Source organism: Methylomonas rivi, assembly GCF_024505165.1.
GTDB lineage: Bacteria > Pseudomonadota > Gammaproteobacteria > Methylococcales > Methylomonadaceae > Methylomonas > Methylomonas rivi.
Window position 1 is genome coordinate 1 of record NZ_JANIBK010000229.1, and the last position, 4,017, is coordinate 4,017.

Here is a 4,017-nt window from a genome sequence, read left to right on the forward strand (position 1 = left end):
CGTGGCCGCCGCCCACTACGATCACATCAAAGTCTTTCTGGAATTTCACAGGCAATCTATGGTCAAATAAACGGTTCGAAATAAATCGGCATTTTAATAGCTTATGGAGAAAAAAGCATGAGAAAACAAAACAAAGCCAAGGGCTTGAATGATTTGCCCTTGAAAAATCCGGTGGCGAAATTCGCCCACCGGTTCAATAAAGCTCGGGTTTTTAAAGATAAACGCCATTATCAACGCAAAACCAAACACTCGGGCCTGGAGCCTTTCTCAATCGTTTTCCCGGAGACGATTGAGAAAGGCTCGGCTTTTGCCGCTAAAACCGCGCAGCAAGGATTTCAACATCTGTGAAAGCAACCATAGAAGATAAAGTTCAAACCCGGATTCCCACCAAACACGGCGAATTCATCCTGCACTACTACAGCAACAGCCTGGACGATAAAGAACACGTGGCGTTCGTCAAGGGCGAGGTTGCCGGCAAGGACAACGTGCCGGTGCGCATCCATTCCGAATGTTTTACCGGCGACGTGCTGGGTTCGCGGCGCTGCGACTGCGGCGAACAGCTCGACATGGCGCTGGATTTGATCAATCAGACCGGTTTCGGCGTGCTGATATACATGCGTCAGGAAGGCCGCGGCATCGGTCTGCTGAAAAAACTGCAAGCCTACAATCTGCAAGACCAGGGCCTGGATACCGTGGATGCCAACATCAAATTGGGCCATTTGGCCGACGAGCGCGAATACGACATTGCCGCTCTGATTCTGAACAGCCTGCGGGTGCATTCGATTGCGCTGATCACCAACAATCCGCAAAAAATCGACGAAATGACCAAGCTAGGCATACAGGTTAACGACCGCATTCCGATCGAAACCCACATCCATCTCGACAATCTCGGCTACTTGAAAACCAAAGTAGAGCGCATGCGCCATATCCTGAAAATGCCGGACAAAAAATAACACCCTCCCCATGCTGGAACATTTAAAACTGCCGCCATCGGCCTTGAAACTGGCGCTTGACCTATGCGAACTCACACCGGCCCAAATTTCCAGGGATCATGGCATCGTCGGCCAAACGCGCGCGCAAGCCGCCCTGGCCTTCGGCGTGGCCATGAAAGCGCCGGGCTACAATATTTTCGTGATGGGCGAGCCGGGCACCGGCCGCTTATCCATGGTCAGCCATTATTTGACCGGCCATGCCGAACGGCAGGAATCGCCGCTTTCCTACGCCTATGTGGATAATTTCGAAAACTCCCGCGAGCCGGTCGCCGTGGAGTTGCCGTCCGGCGAGGGCCATGCTTTCAGTAAAGACATCGAAAAACTGATCGACAACATACTGGCCACCTTTCCGGCCGCCTTCGAAAGCCCCAGTTATCAGCAGAAAAAAACCGCGATCGAACGCCGCTTCAATCAGCGCTACAACGCCGCCATCGATCTGGTCGATACCAAGGCCCGCGCTATGAGCGTGGCGCTTTACCGCGACAGCGACACCATTACCTTCCTGCCGATACGCAACGACAAGGCGCTGGACGAAGAGCAATTTACCTTGCTGCCCCAGGACGAACGCGACGCCTTTCATCAGCACACCGAGGAACTGGAAGAATATCTGGGCGACGTGCTGCTGGAACTGCCGCAATGGCGCCGCACCTTGGTGGAAGAACTGCGGCAACTGGATACCGACACCATCAAACTGGCGCTGGAGCCTTTATTCGCCGCACTCAACGAAAAATATCAAAACGTCGACGACGTCATCACCTATCTGGCCGAAGTCGAAAAAAACCTCGGCAACACCATCAGCGATTTCCTGATGCCCAGCCGCAATCAGGAAAGCCGCGAAAGCTTGGCCAAACGCTCGATGCTGACCGAGCAATATCTGCCCAATATCCTGGTCGATTGCAAACACGACACCGCCGGCGCCCCGGTGATTTACGAACCGCATCCGATTTATCAAAACCTGTTCGGCCGTATCGAGTACCTCAGCGACCAAGGCACGCTGGTCACCAATTACCGGCGCATCTGCCCCGGTTCTCTGCACCGCGCCAACGGCGGCTACCTGATTCTGGATGCGGAAAAAATCCTCACGTATCCCTTCGTTTGGGAGGGCCTGAAACGGGCGCTGCAGGCCGGCAAAATCGAAATCGAATCGCCGTATTCGGAACTCGGCATCAACACCATAACGCTGAAACCGGAAGTGATTCCGCTGAACGTCAAAGTCATTCTGGTCGGTTCGCGCGACATCTATTACTTGCTGGAGGAAATGGATAGCGAGTTCAACGAGATGTTCAGGGTATTGGCCGATTTCGACGACCATATCAAACGCACCCCGGACCATATCGCCCAATTCACCCAACTGATGATCACGCAGGCGCGGGACTCGGGCGCCAGACCGCTGACCGATGCGGCCCTGCTGCGCTTGATCGAGCATAGCTGCCGGCTGGCGGAAAACCAAAACCGCCTGTCGGCCCACGTCAACCTGTGCCTGGAAATCATTGCCGAAGCCAATTTGCTGGCCGGCCAGACCAAGGCCGCCAGCATCGACAAAACCGAAATCGAACTGGCGCTGTCGGCCCGCGAACAACGCAACGGCCGCATCTCGGAAGCCATCTTGGAAGAAATGCTAGACGGCACCATTCTGATCGACACCCAGGGCGAAGCCGTAGGCAAGGTCAACGGCCTGACCGTAATGGACATCGGCGGCAGCAGCTTCGGCGCCCCTGCCCGCATCACCACTACAGTACATCCCGGCTCGCGCGGCATTGTCGACATCGAACGCGAAGTGGAACTGGGCCAGCCCATCCACTCCAAGGGCGTGATGATTTTGAGCGGCTATCTCGGCCATTGCTACGCCCAGCAATTCCCGCTGGCGATTTCCGCCAGTATCGCCATGGAGCAATCCTACGGCCATATCGACGGCGATAGCGCCTCGTTGGCCGAATTATGCTGCCTGATTTCCGCACTGACCCGCATACCGATTCAACAAGGTTTTGCGCTGACCGGATCAATCAATCAGTACGGGGAAGTGCAGGCCATAGGCGGGATCAACGAAAAAATCGAGGGTTTCTTCAGTTTATGCGCTGCCCGCGGCCTGACCGGCAAACAAGCCGTCATCATCCCCACGTCGAATAAGCCGAATCTGATGCTGAAACAGGATGTCATCGAGGCGGTCGAGCAGGGCTTATTTGCCATTTACACCGTATCGAACGTCGACGAAACCCTGACCTTGCTGATGGGGCAGGACGCCGGCACGATGAACGCCGAGGGCCAATATCCGGAAGGCAGCATCAACTTTAAAGCCGTGGAGCGTTTGAAAGAGATCTCCGATATGTCGGCGGACGACGACAAGGAAACCGAGCTAGGGTCCTGATGCGTATTCCGATCAAATCAGCCGCTGGTTCCGACCTCAAAAACACAGGGCATTCCAATCGCAAAACTGCCGCCAAATCGATACAAACCCAGCCAGATTCGAACGCCTTGCCGTTTGCGGGTAGGCCTAATTCCTGATCGATTTGGTAAACCTCGCTGTTGGCTTCGACGATTTTACCGCTGGCCGCGTCCACTTCAACTTTCATTTCCTTGCCTTTAATGTCGAATTCGTAGGTGGGTACGCCGTTGTCGGTGTTCAGAGATCGCGCGGCTAGCCTCATTACTGTTTCAGCGTGAATTTCACCATTTGGCGCGCCCGTTGCTCGACGGCTTGTCCATCCTTGTAAGCCGGTTGAAACCGCCATTGCTTGACCGCTTCCAGAGCCGCTTCGTCGAAGACTCCCTGCGGATCGGCTGCTACGACCTGAGCCGAACCAACCTTGCCGGACGGTGTGACGCTAATTTCCAAAACCACCCAGCCCTGAATGCCGCGATCGCGCGCCTTGGGCGGATAATCCGGCAGGGTTCTGGATAGGGCCACCAATTTACTTTTGCTCGAGCCGCCGGCCCCGCCTTCCGTTTCCCCGCTTTCGGCGGGCACAGGCTGTTTGTCCGGATTCCATTGCGCGGGCGGCCCGGTCAAACGCGCGTCGCTGCCGGG

General features: G+C 55.5%; 5 protein-coding genes. 3 read left to right on the forward strand and 2 right to left on the reverse strand.

What is annotated here, in order from left to right:
• Window positions 1–117 precede the first annotated feature (117 nt).
• The 3 genes from NP596_RS20260 to NP596_RS20270 are packed head-to-tail and all read left to right on the forward strand — an operon-like array spanning window position 118 to window position 3,357.
• Complete coding sequence (locus tag NP596_RS20260) at window positions 118–348, forward strand: DUF7230 family protein (RefSeq protein WP_256617202.1); 231 nt, start codon at window positions 118–120, stop codon at window positions 346–348.
• Window positions 345–953 (forward strand): GTP cyclohydrolase II, encoded by a 609-nt coding sequence (ribA, locus tag NP596_RS20265; protein WP_256617203.1) that lies wholly within the window; start codon window positions 345–347, stop codon window positions 951–953. The genes NP596_RS20260 and ribA overlap by 4 nt, the downstream gene beginning before the upstream one ends.
• Window positions 954–963: 10 nt before the next feature.
• Window positions 964–3,357, forward strand: a complete 2,394-nt coding sequence (locus NP596_RS20270) for a Lon protease family protein (RefSeq protein ID WP_256617204.1) — start codon at window positions 964–966, stop codon at window positions 3,355–3,357.
• Here NP596_RS20270 and NP596_RS22125 read toward each other — a convergent pair.
• Window positions 3,281–3,721, reverse strand: a complete 441-nt coding sequence (locus NP596_RS22125; RefSeq protein WP_371927991.1) for a PepSY domain-containing protein — start codon at window positions 3,719–3,721, stop codon at window positions 3,281–3,283. The two genes, NP596_RS20270 and NP596_RS22125, sit on opposite strands and share 77 nt — an antisense overlap.
• The coding region (locus NP596_RS20275; RefSeq protein WP_256617205.1) for an energy transducer TonB at window positions 3,637–4,017 on the reverse strand (381 nt) is incomplete at its 5' end. The genes NP596_RS22125 and NP596_RS20275, both read right to left, overlap by 85 nt.